The 23,059-nt window shown below is 61.6% G+C and carries 19 protein-coding genes; all 19 read right to left on the bottom strand.

Annotated elements, in window-relative coordinates:
* Positions 1-2: 2 nt before the first annotated feature.
* Positions 3-314 carry an NADH-quinone oxidoreductase subunit NuoK gene (gene nuoK, locus A0U93_RS13040; RefSeq protein ID WP_077807712.1) on the bottom strand — a complete coding sequence of 104 codons (312 nt, stop codon included), beginning with the start codon at positions 312-314 and terminating at the stop codon, positions 3-5.
* Positions 314-832 carry an NADH-quinone oxidoreductase subunit J gene (nuoJ, locus tag A0U93_RS13035; RefSeq protein ID WP_077807711.1) on the bottom strand — a complete coding sequence of 173 codons (519 nt, stop codon included), beginning with the start codon at positions 830-832 and terminating at the stop codon, positions 314-316. Before nuoJ ends, nuoK begins: the two co-directional genes overlap by 1 nt.
* A 2-nt stretch (positions 833-834) precedes the next feature.
* On the bottom strand, positions 835-1,347 hold the full coding sequence (gene nuoI, locus A0U93_RS13030) for an NADH-quinone oxidoreductase subunit NuoI (RefSeq protein WP_077807710.1): 513 nt from the start codon (positions 1,345-1,347) through the stop codon (positions 835-837).
* A gap of 15 nt (positions 1,348-1,362) precedes the next feature.
* Positions 1,363-2,313 carry an NADH-quinone oxidoreductase subunit NuoH gene (gene nuoH, locus A0U93_RS13025; protein WP_077807709.1) on the bottom strand — a complete coding sequence of 317 codons (951 nt, stop codon included), beginning with the start codon at positions 2,311-2,313 and terminating at the stop codon, positions 1,363-1,365.
* A 3-nt stretch (positions 2,314-2,316) separates the two neighbouring features.
* Positions 2,317-5,019: an NADH-quinone oxidoreductase subunit NuoG gene (gene nuoG, locus A0U93_RS13020; protein WP_077807708.1), complete on the bottom strand. Its 2,703-nt coding sequence runs from the start codon at positions 5,017-5,019 to the stop codon at positions 2,317-2,319.
* Between the two features lie 10 nt (positions 5,020-5,029).
* A complete protein-coding gene (locus A0U93_RS13015; protein ID WP_077807707.1) occupies positions 5,030-6,349 on the bottom strand; it encodes a complex I 51 kDa subunit family protein in 1,320 nt (439 codons plus the stop codon).
* Positions 6,346-6,867 carry an NADH-quinone oxidoreductase subunit NuoE gene (gene nuoE / locus A0U93_RS13010; protein ID WP_077807706.1) on the bottom strand — a complete coding sequence of 174 codons (522 nt, stop codon included), beginning with the start codon at positions 6,865-6,867 and terminating at the stop codon, positions 6,346-6,348. The genes A0U93_RS13015 and nuoE overlap by 4 nt, the downstream gene beginning before the upstream one ends.
* Positions 6,854-8,620: an NADH-quinone oxidoreductase subunit C/D gene (gene nuoC / locus A0U93_RS13005; RefSeq protein WP_077807705.1), complete on the bottom strand. Its 1,767-nt coding sequence runs from the start codon at positions 8,618-8,620 to the stop codon at positions 6,854-6,856. The genes nuoE and nuoC overlap by 14 nt, the downstream gene beginning before the upstream one ends.
* 13 nt (positions 8,621-8,633) lie before the next feature.
* The gene (locus tag A0U93_RS13000; protein ID WP_077807704.1) at positions 8,634-9,275 is read right to left on the bottom strand and encodes an NADH-quinone oxidoreductase subunit B; all 642 of its coding nucleotides are present in this window, start codon (positions 9,273-9,275) and stop codon (positions 8,634-8,636) included.
* Between the two features lie 3 nt (positions 9,276-9,278).
* Positions 9,279-9,725 carry an NADH-quinone oxidoreductase subunit A gene (locus A0U93_RS12995; RefSeq protein ID WP_077807703.1) on the bottom strand — a complete coding sequence of 149 codons (447 nt, stop codon included), beginning with the start codon at positions 9,723-9,725 and terminating at the stop codon, positions 9,279-9,281.
* 174 nt (positions 9,726-9,899) lie between these two features.
* A complete protein-coding gene (locus A0U93_RS12990; protein ID WP_077807702.1) occupies positions 9,900-11,717 on the bottom strand; it encodes a glycoside hydrolase family 15 protein in 1,818 nt (605 codons plus the stop codon).
* A gap of 177 nt (positions 11,718-11,894) precedes the next feature.
* Complete coding sequence (gene zwf / locus A0U93_RS12985) at positions 11,895-13,436, bottom strand: glucose-6-phosphate dehydrogenase (protein WP_245824896.1); 1,542 nt, start codon at positions 13,434-13,436, stop codon at positions 11,895-11,897.
* 103 nt (positions 13,437-13,539) lie between these two features.
* Positions 13,540-15,846: a xanthine dehydrogenase family protein molybdopterin-binding subunit gene (locus A0U93_RS12980; RefSeq protein WP_077807701.1), complete on the bottom strand. Its 2,307-nt coding sequence runs from the start codon at positions 15,844-15,846 to the stop codon at positions 13,540-13,542.
* Positions 15,791-16,762, bottom strand: a complete 972-nt coding sequence (locus A0U93_RS12975) for an FAD binding domain-containing protein (RefSeq protein ID WP_077807700.1) — start codon at positions 16,760-16,762, stop codon at positions 15,791-15,793. Before A0U93_RS12975 ends, A0U93_RS12980 begins: the two co-directional genes overlap by 56 nt.
* Positions 16,759-17,436 (bottom strand): 2Fe-2S iron-sulfur cluster-binding protein, encoded by a 678-nt coding sequence (locus tag A0U93_RS12970; RefSeq protein ID WP_245824894.1) that lies wholly within the window; start codon positions 17,434-17,436, stop codon positions 16,759-16,761. Before A0U93_RS12970 ends, A0U93_RS12975 begins: the two co-directional genes overlap by 4 nt.
* A 75-nt stretch (positions 17,437-17,511) precedes the next feature.
* Positions 17,512-19,074, bottom strand: coding sequence for an efflux transporter outer membrane subunit (locus A0U93_RS12965; RefSeq protein WP_245825201.1), 1,563 nt, complete (start codon positions 19,072-19,074; stop codon positions 17,512-17,514).
* A 62-nt stretch (positions 19,075-19,136) separates the two neighbouring features.
* On the bottom strand, positions 19,137-20,714 hold the full coding sequence (locus A0U93_RS12960; RefSeq protein WP_077807697.1) for a DHA2 family efflux MFS transporter permease subunit: 1,578 nt from the start codon (positions 20,712-20,714) through the stop codon (positions 19,137-19,139).
* Positions 20,711-21,838, bottom strand: a complete 1,128-nt coding sequence (locus A0U93_RS12955) for an HlyD family secretion protein (protein ID WP_077807696.1) — start codon at positions 21,836-21,838, stop codon at positions 20,711-20,713. Before A0U93_RS12955 ends, A0U93_RS12960 begins: the two co-directional genes overlap by 4 nt.
* Before the next feature lie 192 nt (positions 21,839-22,030).
* Positions 22,031-23,014 carry an XdhC family protein gene (locus tag A0U93_RS12950; protein WP_147150648.1) on the bottom strand — a complete coding sequence of 328 codons (984 nt, stop codon included), beginning with the start codon at positions 23,012-23,014 and terminating at the stop codon, positions 22,031-22,033.
* Positions 23,015-23,059: the final 45 nt, after the last annotated feature.

Here is a 23,059-nt window from a genome sequence, read left to right as displayed (position 1 = left end):
CCTTACCCCTTCAAACGATTGCCGGTATCGGCATCAAGCGTGGAACGACCGGCGGCATGCATGCGAAGGATGATCGCAAGCCCGACGGCGGCTTCGGCGGCGGCGAAGGAGACGATCATGATGAACATCACCTGACCGTCCGCCGCATGCCAACGATCGCCGGCGGCGACGAAAGCCAGCGCGGCAGCGTTCAGCATGATCTCGACGGACATCAGCATGAACAACAGGTTCCGGCGCACCATCACACCCGTCATACCGAGCGCGAAAAGAATGATGGCGATGATGAGCGCACCGCTGGGATCGGCAGGATTCATCAGTTCTTCTCCCCGATCCGACGTCCGATATGATACGCGCTGACCAGGCCCGCCAGAAGGAGGAAGGACGAAAGCTCGACCGTAAGAATATACGGTCCGTAGAGCGACAACCCGACTTCCTGAGGCCCGATCGGCCCCATCGCCGGACCGTTCGCCGGACCGTTCGCCGGAGCGGTGCCATGCCACAATGCGTAGATCATCGTGCTCAGCAGCAGGAGCGCCAGGATGGATGGGCCGGTCCATGTCCCGGCCGACAGCCATCCCTTCTCGCGCAGCTCATCCGGCTGCCCGAGATTGACCATCATGACGACGAAAACGAACAGGACGATGATCGCGCCGGCATAGATGATGACTTCCAGCACCGCGGCGAACGGCGCGCCAAGCACGTCGAATACGCAGGCCAGCGCCAGCAGCGCCGTGACAAGGTAAAGCAGCGCATGCACCGCTATCGGTCGGGTGATGACCATCGCGGTAGCGCAGATGGCGACAAGCCCGTAGATTTCGAGGGAAATACTCATGATCACGGCATCAACGAATGGGTGTCGACCGGCGGCGCCTCACGTTCGGCCTCGCCCTTGCCCTTGCCCGGAATGGCCAGGCCCGACACATTGTAGAAGCTGTAGTCAGGCACCTTGCCGGGTCCGCTGATGAGCAGATCCTCCTTTTCATAAACGAGGTTCTGCCGGACATATTCGCTCATCTCGAAATCGGGCGTGAGCTGAATGGCATAGGTCGGGCAGGCTTCCTCGCAGAAGCCGCAGAAGATGCAGCGGGAAAAATTGATCTGGAAGAATTCCGGATACCAGCGCCCGTCGCGCTCGCCTTTCTGCAGGCTGATGCAATCCACCGGACACGCCGCCGCGCAGAGATTGCAGGCGACGCAGCGCTCCTCGCCGGACGGATCGCGCGTCAGCACGATGCGCCCGCGATAGCGCGGTGAAAGATAGGGTTTGACATCCGGATACTGCACCGTCTCGTTCTTGTGGAACAGGTGCAGGAAGGTCAGCCAGATGGTGCGTATGATGCCGATCATGGCGAGAACTCCACCTCAGGCCGAAGCGCGCAACAAAAGGATTGCGCCGGTGACCACGGTATTGAGCAGGGAAAGCGGCAGCAGGACCTTCCAGCCGAGCGACATGAGCTGGTCATATCTCGGACGCGGAAGGGCCGCACGCAGCAGAATGAAGAAGCAGATGAGAAAACCGGCCTTGAGGATGAACCACGCTGCCGGAGGCAGTAGCGGTCCGCGCCACCCACCGAGATAAAGCGTGGTAATCAGGCACGAGATCAGCGCCACGCCGGCATATTCCGCCAGAAAGAACATGCCGAATTTCATGCCGGAATATTCGGTGTGGAAACCCGCGCCCAGCTCGTTTTCACCTTCCGGCAGATCGAACGGCAGGCGATGCGTCTCCGCGATGCCGGCGAGAAGGAACACCACAGCGCCCAGAATCTGCGGAACGATAAACCACACCTTGCTCTGCGCCTCGACGATGTCGTTCATCGAAAAGGACCTGGCCGTCATGACGACGCCCATGAGCGATAGCCCCATGAACACTTCATAACTGAGCATCTGCGCGGCAGCACGCATGCCGCCGAGAAGCGCGAATTTGTTGTTCGACGCCCAACCGGCCAGCACGACCGAATAAACGGCCAGCCCCATCATGCCGAACACGAACAGCAGGCCGACATTCAATGTTCCTGCAACGCTCCACGTCGTCGTAACGGGCACGACGGCGAAAGAGAGCAGAACGGCGAGAAAGCCGATCACCGGCGCCAGCAGAAAAACAGGCTTGTCGGCGAAAGGCGGAATCCAGTCCTGCTTGAAAAGCATCTTTACCGCGTCAGCCATCACCTGCAGCAGGCCAAAGGGACCGACACGGTTCGGGCCGGGACGGTCCTGAAAGAAACCGAGCAAACGACGTTCGAGCATCGTCGAAATCGCGGCGACGCCCAGGACACCGAAGACAGTGACGAGAATAATGAGGAGCGACCACATGACTTAAGCCACCGCCTCCGCGCTGATCGTTCGCATCGCCACCCAACGCGGTGCCGTGAAGGCGCGCGCCACCATATGCGGCGGGCAGAGCGCCACGCCGGCGGGAAGCGACGGATCATGTTGCGCCGCCACCTCGTAGGTCTCATCGCCAATCTGGACCGAAACCGTGCTCCCGACCGCCACATCGCCGCCGATACGGATCGATGGAGCCGCCGCACGCTCCTTGATCGGGTCGGAGAGCATGCTCGTCTCTTCCGTTCCGAAAGCGCGATATTCGGGTAGCAGCAGCACCACATCCGTCCGCGCGGCAAAGCGATCGGGAGCCGTTCCGCCGTACGAGACGCGCACATCCGTCGCATCGTCGAGCAGACGCACGCCGGAATCTCCGCCACGCATCTTGCCACCGATCTCCTGCTGGAACTTGTTGAGCGACTGCTCCGAGTTCCAGCCCGGCACGCGATAGAACGGCACCAGCGATCCCGGCATTTCGGTGCTGTAGGAACCCTCCATATCCGAATGCAACGGCGTATCCGGCGATTGCGGTGGCGGGAGGTCACGCACGCTGATATTGGCCCGGATTGCCGTCCGTCCGCTCACGCGATCGGTCTGACTGCGCAGCGGCGTGCCTTCGAGCTTGTAGCCCGCGCCCGGGGCCGCCTCGCCAATCCGCGACAATGCCGGCACTTCGGCGGCGGTCGCCGCAATCGCCTGATCCAGCGTGATCCAGTTGACGACGTCCTCGGCACCCACGGCGCGGGCCAGATCGCGGACCCAACGCCAGCCGACCTGCAAGGGTGCCTCGGGATAGACCACCTGCAGGAAGCGTTGCGCACGTCCTTCCATGCTGACCAGCGTACCGCCGCATTCGGAGAATGCCGTGGACGGCAGAACCAGTTCCCCACGCTCCGCCGTCGGCGTGACCGAGTGATCGATCACGACCAGATGCCGAACGGCACCCAGCATCTCGTTCAGCGGGCCGGCGTCCATCTGGCGCGTCAGATCCGCTTCCATAACAATCAGCGTGCCGATCCGGCCTGACAGCGCCTGAGCGCGCACGTCATCCAGCGAAATGCCACCGATCATCGCCAGCCCGAGGCTGTTGGCCTCCGGCAGGACAAGCGACAGGCTCGCATTGCGCGATCTGGCCGAAAGCGCCGCAGCGATATTGGCCGCGGCCTGCAACAATGCCTCGGACGCGTACTGCGTACCGGAAACGACGAGCGGGCGTTCGGCGGCGATCAGCGCGTCCGCGATGGCGGCAACCCGAGCGCTCTCCTCTTCCGTTAGACCGTCCACCGAAGGCGCACTGGCATCGATACGATTGGCAATCGCGAAGCCAAGCCGCGCGATGTCGTCGGGCATCGCACGTAACGACACGGTCGCCACGCCATCCAGATCCGTTGGCGCCGGCGTGGCAATATAGATTGGCGCCAGCATTTCCGAGCCCAACGTCCGCACGGGAGCGTCCAGCCAATGCGGAATGCGCGCGGCATCCGCCAGCTTGTTGCACGCCTCGCGCCGTGTCTGGCGCAAGGCGAGACTCAGACGCGGTGCAGTGGCGGAGACGTCCTCACCCAGAACCAGCACGGCATCGGCATGCTCCGATTCCTGCAACGTCGCGACCCGTGCCGGCGTTGTGCGCAACAGATCGGACGCCAGCGTGACGACGCCATGCATCGGTTCCGCCCACCCGGTCGAGAATCCCGATGCGCCGACCAGGGCGCGCAGGGCGTAATTCGACTCAACCGACGCACGGCCCGAGCCGATACCCACGATCGGCCCATTCGCCGCCATTTCCGCTAAACGCGAAAGCGCCTGCGCCGGTGGCACGGGGGTCATCTGTCCATCGATCACATAGCCGGCCGCGCGCAGGCGCGTGGGGGCATTGACGAAGCCGTTGCCGTAACGACCGCGATCGCACAGGAAGTAGCGATTGACGTCCTCGTTATAGCGGTTGATCGTCCGGCGAACCTTGCCTGCGCGCTCGTTGATGATCGTGTTGCAACCGCTCGAACAATGGGTGCAGACCGACGGCGCGCCACGCATGTCCCATTTACGGGAATACATCGCGGAGAACGGTTTGTCGGTGAAGACCCCTGTCGGGCACACCTCGATCAGATTGCCCGCAAACGTGCTTTCCAGCGTGCCGCTGGCATGGCGCCCGAAATAGACGTTGTTGTGCTGCGCGAAGACGCCAAGATCCTCGCCGCCCGCATAATCACGGTAGTACCGGACGCAGCGATAACACGCGATGCACCGGTTCATTTCGTGCTTCACGAAAGGCCCGAGGTCCTGATTCTTGTGCGTGCGCTTGTCGAACTTGAAACGGCGTTCCCGATGCCCGGTCATCACCGTCATGTCCTGGAGATGGCACTCACCGCCTTCCTCGCAGACCGGACAATCGTGCGGATGGTTGGTCATCAACCATTCGACCACTTCCCCACGGAATTCCTTGGCCTCCGGATCGTCCACCGAAATGATGGCGCCCTCGGTCACGGGCGTCATGCAGGCCATTACAATACGGCCGCGCTTGTCGTCCGGGTTCGCGAACTGTTTGACCGCACACTGGCGACATGCGCCGACGGAACCCAGTTCCGGATGCCAGCAGAAATAGGGCAAATCCGTTCCGGCTTCGAGGCAGGCCTGAAGCAGGTTTTCATTGGCCCGCGCCTCCACGGCCCGGCCGTCGATATAGATCGTTGCCATGCCGATACTCCTACGCCGCACGTTCCTGAGCGGATGGCACAACGGCGCCACCGCCCTGAACGGCTCTTTCGAAATCTTCCCTGAACAGCCGCAACCCGCTCTCCAGCGGCGCAATCGCCCCCGGCGCATGCGCGCAGAACGTGCGGCCCATCGGCCCGATCAAACGGCAGGCGTCCTGTAGCCGAAGGATGTCGTCCGGTCCGCCCCGACCTTCCTCGATGTCGATCAGCAGCTTCTCGACCCATGGCAACCCGTCGCGACACGGCGTACACCAGCCGCAGGATTCCTGCGCGAAAAAATGCTCCAGATTACGGATCATGCCGATCGGGCTGGCGCGGTCATCCAGCAGGATGGCCAGACCGGTGCCAAGGCGGCTTCCCGCCTTTTCCGGCGTCGGATAATCCAGAACGATATCGGCATGTTCCGCCCCCAGAAAGGCGGTCGATGCACCACCCGGCAGGAACGCACGCAGCCTGTATCCGTCCTGCATCCCACCGGCACATTCTTCCAGCAAAATGCCCATCCGCGTGCCGAGCGGCAGTTCGTAAACGCCCGGCCGTTTGGCACGACCGCTAACCCCGTAAAGTTTCGTGCCACCGTCACCGCAGGCGCTCAGGCCCAGATACCAGTCGATCCCGTTGGCCATGATGTGCGGAATATTCGAGAACGTCTCGATATTGTTGACGACGGTCGGCGCACCCCACAACCCGCTGACCTGCGGGAAGGGCGGCTTGGTGCGCGGATTGGCACGGCGGCCCTCCAGCGCGGTCAGCAACGCCGTCTCCTCACCGCAGATATAGCGGCCACCGGACGGATGGACGATCAATTCGAAGTCGAAACCGGAGCCGAGGATATTCTCGCCGAGGAACCCCGCCGCCTTGGCCTGCTCGACGGCGATCTTCAACCGCTCCAGACCCAGATGATATTCGCCACGCAGGAAGATCACGCCGTGCGATGCCTGGATCGCATAAGCGGAGATTATCATCCCCTCGACCAGTTGCAGCGGATTACCCTCGACCAGAAGCCGGTCCTTAAAGGTGCCCGGTTCCATTTCGTCACCGTTGGCGACGATGTATTTCTTCCGCTCCTTCTGGGATTCCTTCGGCACGAAACTCCATTTCATGCCGGTGCTGAATCCCGCGCCGCCACGGCCACGCAGCTTGGACTTGGTTACCTCGTCAATCACCTCGGCCGGGCTGAGCCCGCTGAGCACGCGACGCAGACCGCGGAAGCCGCCGCCACGCTCATAGGTCGCGACATCCGGCGGATCGGCCTGATCGACCAGCGCCAGTAATGGACGCTTCTCTGGGTCTTTTGCTGTGTAACTCATGATGCGGCACCCCGCCTCTCATCGATGATCGCGTCGATATCCTCTGGCCGGACGGGACCGTATAGGTCCTTGCCGATCATCATCGCAGGCGCGTGATCGCAATGCCCCAGGCATACGATCGGCAACAGCGTGAATTCGCCGTCCTGCGTCGTCTGGCCCATGCTGACGCCCAGCTTCCTGCAAAGCTTCTCGCGCACGCCATCGACGCCCATCACCCAGCAGGAAACGCTGTCGCAAAGCATGATGACGTTCTTGCCGACCGGCTTGCGGAACAGGAGATTGAAATAGGTCGCCACGCCGTCGATATCGGCCAGCGACATGCCGAGAATATCCGCGACCTGTTTCAGGTGGCGGTCACAGATCCAGCCATAGCGTTCCTGCACCATGCGGAGCGCCTCGATACAGGCGCCGCGCGGCAGCACATCATGATGACCCATTTCGGTAATGGTATGAACCAGATCATCAGCGATCCGGTCCGGCATTTCGGCGCCGGACGCCGTTCTCTCAGCGGTCAACATCGGCCATCACGAAGTCGATGCTTCCAATAATCGCGATCAGGTCGGCAATCATCGTGCCGCGCGACAACATCGGAAGCTGTTGCAAATGAATGAAGGATGGCGTGCGAATGCGCGTGCGATACGACATCGTCCCGCCATCGGAGGTCAGATAATAGGAGTTGAGCCCCTTCGTCGCTTCGATGCAGGAACGCACCTCGCCCGCCGGAATAACCGGTCCCCAGCTGACGCCCACGAAATGATGGATCAGCGTTTCGATGTCGTGCATCGTGCGGGGCTTCGGCGGCGGCATCGCCAGCGGATGCTCCGCCTTGTAGGCACCCTCCGGCATGTTATCGAGGCAATAGCGGATAATGCGCAGGCTCTGGCGCATCTCCTCGATATGCACCGCCGCGCGATCGTAGCAATCGCCGTTGACCGCCGTCGGAATATCGAACTCGATCTGATCGTAGCCGGAATAAGGGGCCTTCTTGCGATAATCCCATTCCAGTCCCGTTGCGCGCAGTCCGGGTCCCGTCACGCCCCAGTCGATCGCTTCCTCGGTCGAATAAACGCCGATGCCCTTCGTGCGCGCCTTGAAGATCGGATTCTTCATGACGAGCTTGTCGTATTCGTTCAGGCGCGCCGGCAGATAATCGATAAATGCGCGCACCTCGTTTTCCCAGCCCTTCGGCAGGTCCATCGCCACGCCGCCGATCCGGAAGAAAGCCGGATGCATGCGGAAGCCGCAGATTTTCTCGATGATCTCGAAAACGCGCTCACGATCGGTGAAGATGTAGAATACCGGCGAAAGCTGCCCCAGATCCTGCACCATCGTTCCGTAGAATACGAGATGGCTGGACAGGCGGAAGAACTCCGCCAGCATGATGCGGATCATCTGCGCGCGCGGCGGAACCGTGATGCCCGCCAGCTTTTCGACCCCCATCACATAGGGGAAGTTGTTCATCACGCCACCGACATAATCGATGCGATCCGTGTAGGGGATATAACCGTGCCATGTCTGGCGCTCGGCCATCTTCTCCGCGCCACGATGATGATAGCCGATATCCGGCACCGCATCGACGATATGCTCGCCCTCGAGCTGCAACATGACGCGAAACACGCCATGAACCGATGGATGGTTCGGTCCCACATTGAGGAACATGAAGTCGCTGTTGTCGGAATGCTTCTTCATTCCCCAGGCTTCGGGGTCGAAACGTAGCGCCTCCTGCTCGTGGAAAACCTCGTCCTCGCTGAGCGTATAGGGGGGCCGTTCGGTCGCGCGGGCATAATGGTCCTTGCGCAGGGGATGACCCACCCATGTCGGCGGCGTCATGATGCGGGTCAGATGCGGGTGTCCCTCGAACACCACGCCCATCAGATCCCATGCCTCACGTTCCAGCCAGTTGGCATTCGGCCAGATATCCGTGATGGTCGACAACGTCGCATCGTCGGCGGCCAGCGGCACTTTCAGGCGTAGATCGTCCAACGGCCCGTCGAAAGAGGTGATGTGGTAGACGACCGTGAAATCCGAAGCCGGCAGACCCTTCTGGCGTTGCTCGCGCTGTCGCTCGTCAACCGCAGTCAGGTCGAACAGCATCCTCAGCGCGCCGCCCCGTTTGATTTCCTTCAGAACAGCACGGATCTGCCCTCGCCCGACCCAATAGGTCGGCACACCGTCACGCGTTTCCTCCGTCACGAGAACCATGTGCGGCGGCAGTTGCGCCACTGCCGCACCCATGCTGCCTGCTCGGCTCCGCTCGAGAATTTCACTCATGATATGCCGTGCCTCAGATGGTATCGGGCGTGCGGAGATCGCGCACCTTCATGCGCTCTTCCCGCTTGAGATCCCGCATGCTCGGGGGCGTCACCTTCGTCACGCCCTGATCGCCGACCATCCAGCTGAGCGGGCGGCGCTGCTGGCCGATGGAGTTTTGCAACAGCATCAACCCCTCCAGCAGGGCATCCGGTCGCGGCGGACAACCGGGCACGTAGACATCGACCGGCAGGAACGAGTCCACGCCCTGGACGACGCTGTAGATGTCATACATGCCGCCGGAATTGGCGCAGGAGCCCATGGAGATAACCCAGCGTGGCTCGAGCATCTGGTCATAAAGATACTTCACGATCGGCGCCATCTTGCGGAAGACCGTTCCGGCAATGACGATCAGGTCCGCCTCACGCGGCGTCGCGCGCAGGACCTCTGAACCGAAACGGGCAATGTCGTAACGGCTCGTGAAGGCCGTCGCCATTTCGACATAGCAACAGGACAGACCGAAATTGAACGGCCAGAGAGAATTCTTCTGCCCCCAGGAAATGAAATCCTGAAGCTTGCCGACCACCAGATTCTTGCGCACGTCCTCGTGCTGCAACAGATCTTCCGGGCGATGTTTCGTGGGCTCGCCAAGCGGTGAGGTTAAGGACCAGTTCATGATTTATACCTCATGCTCAGACACGTCGAAGGATTTCCGGGGTGGCATCTTGCGGTGCTTGGGTCCCCACTCCAACGCGCCGGACCGCCACAGATAGGCCAGCGCGATGCACAGGAAGACGATGAAGGTGAGAACCGAAATATAGGCGGCCCAGCCGGCTTTCACCGCGACGCTGCCCCAGGCATAGAGAAACACGCTCTCGACATCGAAAATGACGAAGAACATCGCGACCAGATAATACTGCACAGGCAGCCGTACGCGCGCCGAACCGGTCTGAAGAATGCCGGATTCATACGGCAGGCTCATCGAACGCCCCCGCGCCGCGCCAACGCGACGCGGCCCGAGTACCGCGGAAAGCGCCACGACGATGCAAAGAAAAACGGCCGTAAAAACGATATAAATAGCGAGCGCGTGATCTGAGATGAATTGCGACACCAGGCACACCACCATTTAATGGGGCCGCCGCCGCGGCGGAGACCAAGTTGTTGTCTCAAAAAGACAATTCGTTGGTTCTCCGCATAGCACCGAATAATTCGGATGGCGCATCACCTGCATGCGAGCGCACGGTTTCGTGATGCTTTGTTAACAGAACTATTCTTGCCCTAATTTCAATGAGAATGATTATTAGTTGCTTTTTTCATGCTGGGTTAGCGCTCGATTGAGATATTGCCCGGCCCGGATGAGCGCCAGATGGGTAAAGGCCTGTGGGAAGTTGCCCAGATGCTCGCCCGACGGCCCGATCTCCTCAGAAAACAGCCCGACGTGATTGGCATAGGACAGCATTTTCTCGAACAGGAAACGCGCCTGCAACAGATCGCCCGAACGCGCGAGACATTCGACGTACCAGAACGAACACATGGTAAAGGTGCCCTCCAGCCCGGTCAGTCCGTCCTCGTTGTCGCCCAGCACCACGTGATAACGATAGACGTGACTGTCATCGACCAGGCTGTCCCCCACAGCTTTCAGCGTGGATTGCCAGCGCGGGTCGTGATCGCCGATGAAACCCATCAGTGGCATCAGCAGACAGGACGCATCGATCATGTCGCCGCCCTTGTACTGGACAAAATACTGCCCCTCGGCATTCCAGAAGTTCTCGTGGATGTCGCGATAGATCGCATCGCGCTCCCGCACCCATACGGCGATACGACCCGGCAATGCCCGCCGCTCCGCCAAGCGGATGGCCCGATCGAACGCGACCCAGCACATCAGGCGTGAATAGAGGAAATGCCGCCGTCCGCCGCGCACCTCCCAGATGCTCTCGTCAGGCTGGTTCCAGCTCAGGCAAAGCCAGTCTATGCCCTCTGTCACGGCTTTCCAGGCTTCGGTGCTCAGACGTTCGCAATAATCGTCGGCATGATAGATCGCGTCCATCACCTCGCCGATGATGTCGAGCTGGAGTTGTTCCTCCGCCAGATTGCCGATCCGCACAGGCCGTGAATCCCGGTACCCTGCGAAATGCTCGAGATCCGTCTCGGTCGTGATCTTGCGCCCGTCAATGCCATAGAGAACGCGCAACCGCGCCTCTCCCGGCTGAGCCTCCATGCGTCGCTCATGCAGCCAGCGGATGAAGGCCGTCGCCTCCTCCTTATGCCCCGTCTTCATGAAGGCATAGACCATGAACGACGCGTCACGGATCCAGCAGTAGCGATAATCCCAGTTCCGAACCCCACCAGGATCCTCGGGCAGTCCGAAGGTTGCCGCCGCCACCATGGAGCCGTGTTCGGCCGAGGTCAGCAGCTTGAGCGCCAGCGTGGATCGCGTGATCTGTTCATACCAACGCCCGTGATAGGTCGAACGCCCTACCCAGTCACGCCAGTATGTCGTCGTCGCCTTGAAAGCCTCCGCCGACCAGTGGTCCTCCAAGGCGATGTTGTGGACGGTCGTCACGCCATCGAGGATGAATGTCGCCGTATCGTTCGCTGCCAGCTCGAATTCCGCCACGGCCGCGCCATTCTCGATCCGCAGTGGCACGGTCGAACAAAGCCGCAGTGCCGGATGCGCCGTTCCGGCCTGCTGGAAAAGGACGATATAATCCGTCAGCATATAGGCTTCGTGCCCGACGCGGGCGTAATCGAAACGCGGCGCGCAACGCATGCGGAAGCGCACGTTCCCGCGAACTGCCTTCGCCCGCCGCACCAGACGCTGCTCCGGATCCTGCGGCGCCGGGGTCATGAAGTCCGAAATCTCGCTGACGCCTTCGTGCGAAAGCAGCCGGGTCAACAGCACGTTCGTATCGGGGATATAGAACTGCGTCGAACGGCCACCTTCCAGCACCGGCGCCAGTTCGAATGCGCCAGCTTCCGGCTCGAGCAACGACGCGAAAATGCTCGGGCTGTCGAAACGCGGCCAACAGAGAAAATCGATCGTGCCATTGAGAGCGATCAGCGCCGTCGTGCGCAGATCGCCGATAATCGCGTGATTTTCGATAGACATGCCGCTCATGCGGTCTTCTCTCCCAGGCGCCGGATTGGCGTTCGATACCAAACGCGCCGATCAAGGCTTTTTTCAGAATGAGATGGATGGGTGTCGGAGCTTGTATCCGCCAGGATGATCCGCTGTTTCGCGTCCGGGATGAGGCACGATGGGCGCGCACTCGGCCGGCGGCGATAATACCGGTCGTTATGCCTCGGCCGTTCGCCTCCGCTGGTCGCCAACCGGCAACCAGGCGCGCCCATCGCGTGCCAGCAGGTCGTCCGCGTCCTTCGGGCCAAGCGTTCCGGCAGCGTAAGGCTCCGGCTGACTTTTTTCCTGCTTGAGAACATCGTCCACGATCCGCCAGGCTTCCTCGATGGCGTCGCTTCGCTGGAACAGCATCGGATCGCCCGCCATGCAATCATAAAGCAGCGTTTCGTATCCAACATTCGCTGTCTTCGGAAAGAAATCATCATATCGAAACGAATTGTAAACAGACGCCAGATCGATCCCTGGCCCCGGCTTTTTCACGTCGAAATGCATCTGAATACCATGCACCGGATCGATCAGCAGCCGGACGATATTGGTCAGACCATGTGACGGCGCATTCGCGAACAGTCGATGCGGCGCCTGCTTGAAAAAAATCGCAATCTCGGTCTGGCGGGCCTGCATGCGCTTGCCCGTCCGCAGATAGAAAGGCACACCGCCCCAACGCCAGTTGTCGACATGCAGCTTCATGGCGGCATATGTTTCGGTCGTGCTGTCGGGAGAGACATTCGGTTCCTCGCGATAACCCGGTACGTCCGCCCCATTGATCGATCCAGCCGTATATTGTCCACGCACGTAATCTTCCGGCGCAAGGACCCTGATGGCCTGCAACAGCTTTGCTTTCTCCTCGCGCACGGCTTCGGGCGTGAGGATGTTCGGCGGCTCCATCGCAATCATGCAGAGAATGGTAAAAAGATGATTCGGCACCATGTCGCGCAGCGCACCTGTCACTTCATAGAACGCGCCCCGCTGTTCGACGCCGACAGTTTCCGCCGCCGTAATCTGGATATGATCGATATATTCCTGGCGCCACACGGGCTCGAACATGCCGTTGGCAAAACGCAACGCCATGATGCTCTGCACCGTTTCCTTTCCGAGGAAATGATCGATGCGATAAAACTGGGCCTCGCGCCCCTGATGCAACAACGTGGCGTCCAGCTCGCGGGCACTCGCCAGATCGTGGCCGAACGGCTTTTCGATCACGACCCGCCGGAAAGCGCCTCCCTCCTGCTCCGCCAGCAGGCCGGCCTCGCCCAGTCGGGTGACAATACCGCCAAAAAAACGCGCCGGCACCGCGAGATAGAAAATCGCGTTACCGTCGCCCAAGGCATCGCGCAGCGTCTCGAAAAGCGCCGGCTGCGTGAAATCGCCAGCAATATAGCGCGCATTCGCAAACAGCCTGCCCCACGCCGCATCGTCGATCGATGTCGCGGAAAACTCGGCGTCGGGATCTTGCGTGAAGCTTTCGATCATCTGGCGCAGGCCGTCGCGCCACGTCCCGGATTCCATCGCGGTGCGATCGACGCCGATCAGGCTGAATGTCTGCGGCAAGGTCTGACTTTCCGCCAGATCATATAGCGAGGGAACCAGCAGACGCTTCGTCAGATCGCCACCGCCACCGAAAATAACCAGCGTGCAAGCGGGCGGCGCCGCGTATTGCGTGAGAATATTGGAAGTCGGGGCCGTCACGTCCTGCATCATGGGTCCTCCTGCGCCATCCATACGATGCGCTGGAACGTCTTAAACCCGGCGGATCGTCGCAGTTCTCAAGAAAACGCAACCCTCCCGAGAACGTGAGAAGCCGTCATGCCGCCCATAGATGCGCGCCCAGCTTATCGAGCGTGATGGGAAACGACCGGATACGAATCCCCGTCGCATCGAAAATCGCGTTCGCCACGGCAGCACCCGCGCCATTGATACCGACTTCGCCAATTCCCTTGATCGCGAGCGGATTGGCGACCGGGTCTTCCTCTTCCATCAATACAGCGTCGATCGTGCCGATATCGGCCATGATCGGCACATGGTAATTCGCCAGATCATGAGCCACGAACTGGCCGCGCGCATCAACCGAATTGCCTTCCATCAGGGCGGAGGACAATCCCCAGATCATGCCGCCAAGCGCCTGCGAGCGTGCCGTCCGTGCGTTGAGGATGCGCCCGCAGGCGAAAACCCCTAACATGCGACGGACACGTGTCTCACCCGTCACGGCATTGACCGCCACCTCCGCAAACTGCGCGCCGAATGAGGCTTCGGCGTAATCCTTCGCTTCAACACCCGGTGCGATATGGCCTGGCGCCGTCATGCCATCCGGAGCGCCGCGTCGCGCCAATTCGCCAAGCGCGATCTTCGCACCGCCCGCTTTCAGCAAACCGCCTTCGAACCGGAAATCGGAGGCGGCCATATTCTGAAACCGTGCATCGGCCGATGCCTGCTGGGCCAGTCGCTCGCGCAAGCGACCACACGCTTCATATAACGCCGATCCTGCGCTTTCCGCACCGAATGAACCACCGGAACCGGCGGTCGGGGGGAAATCCGTATCGCCGATCCGCACCGTTACGCGCTCAACCGGCAAACCCAACGCCTCGGCGGCGATCTGGGTCAACACGGTGTAGCTGCCGGTTCCAGGATCGGTCATATCCAGCCGTGCCTCCAGCCGCCCATCCGGCAGGAGAGTGACTTCGGCGCTGGACTCCCTGAGCATGTTGTCACGCATCGCCGATGCCGCGCCGAAACCGATCAGCCACTCCCCGTCACGACGTTTGCTGCGCGCCTTCCAACCGAAGTTTTCGGCGCCTGTTTCGAAACATGCCACCAGTCGGCGGCTGCTGAACGGCTTGCCTGAAGCGGGGCTGGTGGACGTATCGTTACGGATTCGAAACTCGACCGGATCGACGCCACTGGCATACGCCGCCTCGTCGATCGCGCATTCGAATGCCAGCGACCCCGAAGCATCACCGGGCGAGCGCATCGAATCCGAGCGTGGCAGATCGAGGCGCGCCAGACGCTGCGTCGTCAGAATGGCGTCGGCGCGATAAAGCCCCTCCGCACCCATCGTGTCGCCATCGAGATAGTTGTCGAACGACGCTGTCTGCGACACCACCTCATGTCCGATCGCCCGGATCAGGCCGTCCGCGCCGACACCCACGCGAACACGATGCAGAACAGCAGGGCGATGCGATGTCGCAAGAAAAGTCTGCTGGCGCGTGAAGGCAAATTTCACGGGTTGCGACAACAGCCGGCTGGCGATGGCACACAGCACAGAGTCGGCGAAATACGGCAGTTTCCCCCCGAAACCGCCGCCGATCAGCGTCGCGACGATCCGTACGTCTTGTTGCGGCATTTGGAACGTCGCCGCGATGCCGGCCTGCATCGCAGCCGGAATCTGCGCCGGCGCATGAATGACGAGCTTGCCGCCCTGCCAGTAGGCAAGGCTTGCCTGTGCCTCCATCGAAACATGATGCTGGTATGGCGTGTCGTATCGGACGTCGATCCGATGCACGCATTCACCGAACGACGCATCGAAATCGCCTTTGCGCGTATCGGCCGACTTGCCGCCATGCAGTGGTGCGGGATCGACGCCCTTTTCAGCCTGCAAGTCGATATCCGGCGCTTCGGCGGCATATCGCACTGCGATCCGATACGCCGCGTCCGTGGCGTTCTCGAAGCTGTCCGCCACCACGAACGCAACAGGCTCGCCGAAATACCGCACCTGGTCGTCATGCAGGACAGGCTGGCTGCGTGCGAACCGAACCTTGGCGTTCAGCGGTCCCCATTTTGCCTGCGGCGGTGCATTCCGATGGGTGAGCACCAACCGGACGCCGGGCGCCTTTTCCGCCGCCGACGTATCGATCGATGCGATCCGCCCCCGTGCAATCGTCGAGAGCACCGCAGCACCATACAACGCACGCGCCGGCACGCCATCGGCCGATTGCGCCTCATAGGAATAGCGCGCCCGCCCCGTGACCTTCGCATGTCCCTCGACACGCACGATCCCCGGCCCAATGGGCGGTCCCAGCGGCGGATCCGGCAGGGTGTCGTTCTGTCGTGCGCCCGGCCTAGACGGCCAGGACGGCCGCCAGCGTATGGTGGGCCAAGGGGATTTTGAAGTCATTGTCGCCCCGTCCGATCGCGCCACTCAGCGCCATGTCACATGCATCCCGGACAGCCTCGCGCGAGACCGCCCTGCCTTTCAAACTCGCCTCCGCCGCCTCCACGCGCCACGGCTTCGGCGCGATACCGCCAAAGCCGAAACGCACGGTCGAGAACCGACCGTCCTCGACGGCAACCACTGCACCGACCGAGACCAGCGCGAAGGCATAACTCGCCCTGTCGCGCACTTTGCGGTAGAATTGCTGGCCCGGTGGCGCTGGCGGGAGCAGGACGGCGGTGATGATGTCGCCCTGTCGAACCACCGTTTCGTTCTGGGGCGTATCGCCCGGCAAGCGGTAGAATGCACCGATCGGTACATGTCGCACCGCACCGTCCGCCCCCTGAATCTCCACCACAGCGTCCAGAACCCGCATGGCGACCGCCATGTCGGACGGATGCACGGCAATACAGTGCTCGCTGCCACCGACGATGGCATTCATGCGGTTCGCGCCGTGTAGCGCCCCGCAGCCACTGCCCGGCTGACGCTTGTTGCAGGCGCTCGACGTATCGTAAAACTGCACGCACCGTGTCCGCTGCAGCAGATTACCGCCCGTGCTGGCCATGTTGCGTATCTGGCCCGAGGCCCCTGCCAGAATGGCGCGCGACAACAGTGGATAACGCGCGCGAATGACCGGGTGCGCCGCCAGTTCCGCATTGCTCACCAGCGCGCCGATACGGACTTCGCCCTCCGTCGTCTCCCTGACACCACGCAGGGCATCGATCTGCCGGATATCGACCAGCCGCGACGGGGTTTCCACTTCCAGCTTGCTGAGATCGAGCAGATTGGTCCCACCGGCGATCGGCATCGCGCCCGCCGATGCGCTCATCCTCGCAGCCTGTCCGACGGTCCGCGCCCGCTCGTAGGAAACCGGCCTCATGCCGTCTCCCGCGCCGCTTCACGCAACGCATCCGCAATATTGAGATAGGCACTGCAACGGCAGATATTGCCCGCCATGCGCTCGTGCAGTTCGGCCTCCGTAAGTTTCGGATGATCGTCGTCCAGATTTTCCGTCACGAGGCTGGGATCACCCCGCCGCCACTCCTTCAGCATCCCGACGGACGAGCAGATCTGCCCCGATGTGCAATAGCCGCACTGAAAACCGTCATGCTTCAGAAATGCCGCCTGCACCGGATGCAGACCCTGGTCGCTGGCCAGCCCCTCGACGGTCGTGATCCGGTCGCCGTCATGCATGGCCGCCAGACTCAGGCAGGATAACTGCCGCCCTCCATTAATCAGAACTGTGCAGGCACCGCACTGGCCGTGGTCACAACCTTTTTTGGTGCCTGTCAGAAGAAGACGCTCGCGCAACAGGTCGAGCAGCGTCACGCGCGCATCCATGGAAAGCCGATGCGTCTGACCGTTGACTGTCAGCGTCGTCGTGGCCGACGCCGGGCCGGCGACGGCAGTGTTCGACGCAACGCGCGCCCAAGCCCGACGCGAGCCGTAGCGCACGGCCACGGCCAGCGCCGAAGCACCCTGCACCAGCCTGCGCCGCGTCAGGGCCAATACACCATTCAGATGCGCATGATCGTTCGGCATAAGTCGAAGCATGAGAACCCCCCGGTTATCATGCAAGAACCGAAGGACAGCCTCATACGATCGTGCTGGCGCGCGTGGGTGCCAGCTTTAATGCACGCTTCCCGCCGGTTGCGCCTGCGCCAATTGCTCCGCGCTCGATCTGGCGGGATTGTCGATCGGGAACGTCGTCTCCCAACCACCACCAAGCGCGTTGTACAGCTGCACCAGATTACCCGCGAGCGTGGTGGTGCTATCCGCCAACTGCAATTGCGCGGATTGCAGGTTACCCTGTGCCGACAACACGTTCAGATATGTCACCAGCCCGTGACGATACTGATCCTGCGCGAGCGAGACCGCCTTCTGGTTTGCCGCCACCGCCGAAGCGAGGCCGTCATGACGCTGCTGTTCGTCGCGATAGGCAATCAGCGCATTGTCCACATCGCGCCACGCGCCGAGAACCGTCTGCTGATAGGAGATCGCCGCCTCTTTCTGGGCAAAGCGATTCAGCTGCAACTGGCCACGCAGTCGCCCGCCCTGGAAGATTGGCAGCGAGATCGACGGCCCGACGTTCCAGGCGCGCGCATTCCAGAATCCCATGTCGCGGATGGACAGCGACTGGAAGCCGAAATCGGCGCTGATCGTCACCTTCGGATAGAATTCGGCTTCGGCCTCCGCCACGTTGGCGACAGCTGCATGAAGCTGCGCCTCGGCCTGACGGATATCAGGGCGACGCTGCGCGAGTTCGGACGGCACACCTACCGGAACGCGCGGCGGCACGACTGGAATGCCAGCACCGCGATTGAGTTCGTCATTCAGGGTGCCGGGCGGCGATCCCAGAAGCAGGCTGATCGCATTGATCTGCTGATCGATCCGCTGCTGCAACTGCGCGATCTGCGCCGTTGTGCTCTCCACCTGCGCCTGTGCACTCTGTACGTCCAGATCGGTCACGAGACCGCCATGAAAACGGTCCTGCGCCAGACTTAGCGTACTCGCCTGAATCTGGCGGTTCGCCTGCGTAATGCGCAACTGCTCCTGCAAGCCGCGTAGCATCGTATAATCGCGCGCCATGTCGGCCTGCTGCGCGATCAGGACACCGCGTCGTGCTTCGTCGGAAGCATCGAGATCAGCCTTCGCCGCTTCATATTGCCGGGCAACACGTCCCCAGAGATCGACCTCGTAGGTCGCGTCAATCGAATCCTTCCACTGGTTCAGAAGCGGTACCGTCGCGTTACCGGCCTCGTTGCTCAGCAATTCGCCGGTCTGAGGATTGATCTGATTACCCACCTGCCGACCGACACGATGGATAATGTATTGCAATTCCTTCGTGCTGTATTGCGAGCGCGTATAAGACCCCGACGCGCTGAGCCCCGGGAAACGTTCGGCACCCGCCATCAGAAGTTGCGCACGGCTTTGCGCCAGTTGCGCGGCGGCCTTGCGCACGTCCAGGTTTTCGCTGGCCAGGCGCGTCTCGAGCGATGTCAGCTCGGGGTCACGGAAGATGTTCCACCACGCCGGATCCGGTGCATCGCTGGTCGTCTGGCTATGCGCCTGCCCGCCTTGAGCGTGCGTATTGTATTGCGTCGGCGACCACAGGTCGGGCTTGCGATATTTCGGCCCGACCATGCAGCCCGAAAGCCCACCGGCCATGACGAGAGCGGCGCCACCCATCATCAGCGCACGAAAAGGTTGGCCTGCTTTCAAGACATGGCTCCAAGACTTGAAGGGGAAACTCATCAATGCGCTCCCTGACCGCCGCCTTTCTTGGCGACCGGCGAAAGAAGGAAGCACAGCGGCACGACGCAAAAGGCGATGATGCCGATCTCCATGAATGTCTGGTTGTAAGCCAGCATCGAGACCTGCTGACGGAACGTGGTGTACAACTGATGCGTCGCGAACTGCTGGGCCGCGCCCGCCGTGAACCCGTGGTCCATGGCCACTTGCTTGGCATTCGACAGATACTGGTTGTACTCGTCCCGATAGGGCGTCATCCAATGCGCCAGATAATTCTGTCGGCGCTGCTGCATCTCGGTAATGGCCGCCGTGGCCAACGAGATGGCCAGCGATCCGACATAGTTTCGCGACATGCTGAACATCGACGAGGCGTCGGAATTCAACTCCTTCGGCAACGTCGAATAGGCAATCGTCGAAATGGGCACGAACAGGAATGCAAGGGCGCTTGTCTGGAAGATGCGGTATTCGACCAGATGTGCGTAGCTCGTCGTCGGCACGAGATGCGCGGAATAATACATCGCACAGCCCATGGTGAAGAAGCCAAACGCGATGATGGTCCGAACCTGGATGACACCCATTAGCCTCCCGACCATCGGAATCATGCAGATGATGACCGCGCCGCCAGGGGCCAGAACCTGCCCGGAAACGGTTGCCGTATAGCCCAGGACCTGCTGCGCGAACTGCGGCACGATGATGGCCGAGGCATAGAGCAACGCACCGACCATCGCCATCAGGAACGTGCCGACGGCAAAATTCCGATCCTTGAAGATCGCTAGGTTGAGCAGCGGATTCTTCGCCTTCAGCAGCCATATGACCGCACCGATGGTGCCGCCGATGCCCAGCACGGCCATCCATACGATGAAAGGCGAGCCGAACCAGTCGTCATCCTCGCCACGGTCGCACATGATTTCAAGGCAGCCGAGACCGAGCGAGATCAACGCGATGCCGATGACATCGACCTTCTCACGCTTCTGCTTCTCCCACGGCGGATCTTCCACCAGCGTGTAAACGCCGATCAGCGTCAGGATGCCGAACGGCACGTTGACGTAGAAAATCCACCGCCACGAATAGTTGTCGACCAGATAGCCGCCCAGCAGCGGACCCAGGATCGGCGCCACGATCGTGGCGATCGCCGTCAGGCCGAAAGCCGCACCCCGCTTTTCGGGTGGGAACGTATCGAGGATGATCGACTGCTGGTTCGGCTGCAGGCCACCACCGAAGAACCCTTGCATGAGACGGAAGATGATCAGCATCGGCAGGCTGGTCGACAATCCGCAAAGGAAGGACGAGACAGTGAACATCCCGATACAGATCAGGAAGTAGCGCTTCCGCCCCAGCAGCTTGCCGAACCAGGCAGAGATCGTCAGCACGATGCCGTTCGCGACGAGATAGGACGTAAGCGCCCAGGTCGCATCATCGTAGGAACTGCCAAGCGCGCCGGAGATGTGCGGCAACGCCACATTGATGATGGTGGTGTCAAGCACCTCCATGAAGGCGCCCAGCGTCACCACCACCGCAATCAGCCATGGATTGGCTTTGGGCTTCCAGTCCGCGTGGTTGTCGCCGGACGCCTCGCTCATGGTACGGTCACCGTCGGCTCAACCGACACGCCCAGCGGCAGCGGCACGTTCGGATCCAGTCCGCTGTCGATCACGATCTTGACCGGCACGCGCTGAACGATCTTCACGAAGTTGCCGGTCGCGTTCTCAGGCGGGAAAGCACTGAACGCCGCACCCGCGCCAAGCTGGATCGAGTCGATATGGCCATGCAGCTTGAGGGACGGGTAGGCATCGACATCGATATCGACCTTCTGCCCCACCCGCATCCGCGTGATCTGCGTTTCCTTGTAGTTCGCGACCACCCAGACTTCCGGCTCGACGATCGAGAACAGTTCCTGACCGGTCTGCACGAAATTGCCCTGCTCGACGTTACGCTGCGAGATCCAGCCGTCATGCGGCGCGCGCACTTCCGTCCAGTCGTAGTTCAGTTGCGCCTGCACCACGGCAGCATCGGCCGCTTTCAGCGCGGCTTCCTGCTGGCTGACGGTCTGCTGCGTGTTCTGGATGTTGGGAATGACCGGCTTGGCCTGCTGCAACTGCCCTTCGGCCTGCTGGACCTGTGCATGCGCCTGATCCAGCGCCGCCTTGGCGTAATCGATATCCTGCTGCGTCGTCGCCGCACGCGAGACAGCGTGCTGCCGGCGATAATCCGTCTCCGCCTTGAATAACTGCGCCTGCGCGGCCGCCAGATTACCCTGCGCCGTGATATACCGGCCGGGGAAGTTCTGCTTCGCCACGTCCGCTGCCAGACGCGATCCGGCAAGATTGGCCTGCGCCTGCGTCAATTGCGCCTGCGCCTTGTGCAGCGCGGCGATATAGTCGCGATCGTCGATCTTCACCAGCAACTGTCCGGCGCGGACATACTGGTTGTCGTTCACGAGAAGGCGCGTCACGTAACCGTTGACATGCGGCGCCATCGCCAACTTGCGCCCGGCCGTATAGGCATCGTCGGTGTCGATCTCGTTCCTGGTCAGGAACCAGTAAGCACCCCACGCAATGATCACGACGATGACCAGAACGATCAGGATGACGCGCACCAGCGGATTGCGCTTCTTGCCGCCCTTTTTCCCGTTATTGTCGCCGCCGTTCTGCTGGCTACCATCCGATACGTGATCGTTCTGGCTGTCCTGCTCGCCCTGCGCCATGTCGTTCCTTTCGGTGCCGTCGAGCGGACGGCTTATTGAAGAAGATCTCAAGAATTTCCGCTGGAGGGCAACGCGCCGAAAAACTCGGTCACCCTTGGCCATGCAGATATTGACCGTTCGGTTCGGTCATGCCCTAGCACAGGATTTGGAATATCTTCAACCATGGTTTTGATGACATTCCGACAGCACCGGTCATCCGAATCCGGCCGTCAGCGGCGGCGGTCGCATCGACACCACCTGTGCGAGAATCGAGAGGGCGATTTCGTTCGGCGTCCGTGCGCCGATCGCCAATCCCGCCGGCAGATGGAGCCGACGCAGCGACTCGCTGCCAATCCCTTCCCGCTGGAGTGCCCGCATCCGTGCCGCTATCTTGCGCCGACTTCCCAGCACGCCGACACAGAACGCCGCCGAATCCAGCGCCCGACGTGCGACGAGCAGATCGTCATGGCTATCATGTGTGAGACTGTAAACGGCCGTCCAGCCATCGAGCACCAGATCGCCTAATGCCGTCTCAAGCCTGCGACGGTCGTATCGGCTCACATCGAGCTCCAGCGGCGGCCTCTCGGGCCCCATAGGGCGCAGCAACATGGTGGCCAGCCCGAATTGCGGGGCAAGTCTCGACAAGGCCAGCGCCACCGGGTCCCCGCCGACGATCACCAGCCGTGTCTGCGGCACGTGCGGCCGCGCGAACATGCCGGTTTCCGGCCAGGTCTCACCCTGAATGACGTTCATGCTGCCATCCCGCACGTCGGTGACGACAGTGGACACGCGCCGCGCATCGAACGCGGCCTTGCGTTGCGCCACGTATGACGCGAGATCCCGTATCTCCCGGACGAAGATGCCGATCCGCCCGCCACATGTCAGCTGAATGTCGAAGTTGGGGCTGCCTTCGCCGTAGTCGAGCCAGAGGGGCTTGCCGTTCGCCAGAACGTCCAGCGCCTCACGCGCCACCTCCGCCTCCACGCAGCCACCGGAGACGTAACCGGCCACACTGCCGTCGGCGGCAATCGCCATCTCGCTACCCAGCGGACGCGGCGAGGAGCCGGTGATCTCCATCAAGGTCGCCAGCGCAACCCGCTGTCCCTCCGCCGCCCAGCGGGACAGGAATGGCAGCAGGTCGTCCACCAGTCCGTATTCTGGCCAGGACGGCCACTGGGCGAGATGCGATGGCGTCATGTCGTTCGATGTCGAAAGCATGGAAGCGACGCTAGACCGAAAATC

This window comes from Neoasaia chiangmaiensis, from assembly GCF_002005465.1.
Lineage (GTDB): Bacteria > Pseudomonadota > Alphaproteobacteria > Acetobacterales > Acetobacteraceae > Neoasaia > Neoasaia chiangmaiensis.
Note: the sequence above shows the minus strand (reverse complement) of the source record. Positions and strands in the feature narration are given on the sequence as shown.

Excerpts from the sequence above, each read along its gene's own strand:
- nuoK (WP_077807712.1), bottom strand. The coding sequence starts at position 314 with ATGAATCCTGCCGATCCCAGCGGTGCGCTCATCATCGCCATCATTCTT.
- nuoJ (WP_077807711.1), bottom strand. The coding sequence starts at position 832 with ATGAGTATTTCCCTCGAAATCTACGGGCTTGTCGCCATCTGCGCTACC.
- nuoI (WP_077807710.1), bottom strand. The coding sequence starts at position 1,347 with ATGATCGGCATCATACGCACCATCTGGCTGACCTTCCTGCACCTGTTC.
- nuoH (WP_077807709.1), bottom strand. The coding sequence starts at position 2,313 with ATGTGGTCGCTCCTCATTATTCTCGTCACTGTCTTCGGTGTCCTGGGC.
- nuoG (WP_077807708.1), bottom strand. The coding sequence starts at position 5,019 with ATGGCAACGATCTATATCGACGGCCGGGCCGTGGAGGCGCGGGCCAAT.
- A0U93_RS13015 (WP_077807707.1), bottom strand. The coding sequence starts at position 6,349 with ATGAGTTACACAGCAAAAGACCCAGAGAAGCGTCCATTACTGGCGCTG.
- nuoE (WP_077807706.1), bottom strand. The coding sequence starts at position 6,867 with ATGTTGACCGCTGAGAGAACGGCGTCCGGCGCCGAAATGCCGGACCGG.
- nuoC (WP_077807705.1), bottom strand. The coding sequence starts at position 8,620 with ATGAGTGAAATTCTCGAGCGGAGCCGAGCAGGCAGCATGGGTGCGGCA.
- A0U93_RS13000 (WP_077807704.1), bottom strand. The coding sequence starts at position 9,275 with ATGAACTGGTCCTTAACCTCACCGCTTGGCGAGCCCACGAAACATCGC.
- A0U93_RS12995 (WP_077807703.1), bottom strand. The coding sequence starts at position 9,725 with ATGGTGGTGTGCCTGGTGTCGCAATTCATCTCAGATCACGCGCTCGCT.
- A0U93_RS12990 (WP_077807702.1), bottom strand. The coding sequence starts at position 11,717 with ATGAGCGGCATGTCTATCGAAAATCACGCGATTATCGGCGATCTGCGC.
- zwf (WP_245824896.1), bottom strand. The coding sequence starts at position 13,436 with ATGATGCAGGACGTGACGGCCCCGACTTCCAATATTCTCACGCAATAC.
- A0U93_RS12980 (WP_077807701.1), bottom strand. The coding sequence starts at position 15,846 with ATGACTTCAAAATCCCCTTGGCCCACCATACGCTGGCGGCCGTCCTGG.
- A0U93_RS12975 (WP_077807700.1), bottom strand. The coding sequence starts at position 16,762 with ATGAGGCCGGTTTCCTACGAGCGGGCGCGGACCGTCGGACAGGCTGCG.
- A0U93_RS12970 (WP_245824894.1), bottom strand. The coding sequence starts at position 17,436 with ATGCTTCGACTTATGCCGAACGATCATGCGCATCTGAATGGTGTATTG.
- A0U93_RS12965 (WP_245825201.1), bottom strand. The coding sequence starts at position 19,074 with ATGATGGGTGGCGCCGCTCTCGTCATGGCCGGTGGGCTTTCGGGCTGC.
- A0U93_RS12960 (WP_077807697.1), bottom strand. The coding sequence starts at position 20,714 with ATGAGCGAGGCGTCCGGCGACAACCACGCGGACTGGAAGCCCAAAGCC.
- A0U93_RS12955 (WP_077807696.1), bottom strand. The coding sequence starts at position 21,838 with ATGGCGCAGGGCGAGCAGGACAGCCAGAACGATCACGTATCGGATGGT.
- A0U93_RS12950 (WP_147150648.1), bottom strand. The coding sequence starts at position 23,014 with ATGACGCCATCGCATCTCGCCCAGTGGCCGTCCTGGCCAGAATACGGA.